Genomic DNA, 304 nt, shown 5'->3' on the forward strand with positions numbered 1-304 from the left:
GTTTTAACAACTTTATTTGTTTCCTCAATATCAGGAAAATGTGCACTATGTTCAAATACAACAAGATGAGAATTCTCAATGTTGTTTGCTATTTCTTTACTAATTTCAATCCCAGTATTACGATCATGCTTTCCAACAATGATTAATGTATCAACTTTAATATTCTCTACACGTTCAATAAGTGGTATAAATGGTTGATTTTCAAAGAGAGTTTTTGCTACTATTCCTGTATTAATTAATCTACTTTCTTCCCACAAACTACGATTTAGTTTGGCAAATTTCTGATCAATAAACAACAAGCTAT

1 protein-coding gene is annotated in these 304 nt (G+C 29.3%); it reads right to left on the bottom strand.

Annotated elements, in window-relative coordinates; translation table 11 throughout:
* A partial coding sequence (locus SB753_RS36125) for an alpha/beta fold hydrolase (RefSeq protein WP_410804903.1) occupies positions 1-304 on the bottom strand: 304 nt, incomplete at both ends.

It is taken from the genome of Paraburkholderia sp. SIMBA_053 (assembly GCF_046534895.1).
In the GTDB taxonomy this organism is placed as follows: Bacteria; Pseudomonadota; Gammaproteobacteria; order Burkholderiales; family Burkholderiaceae; genus Paraburkholderia; species Paraburkholderia caledonica.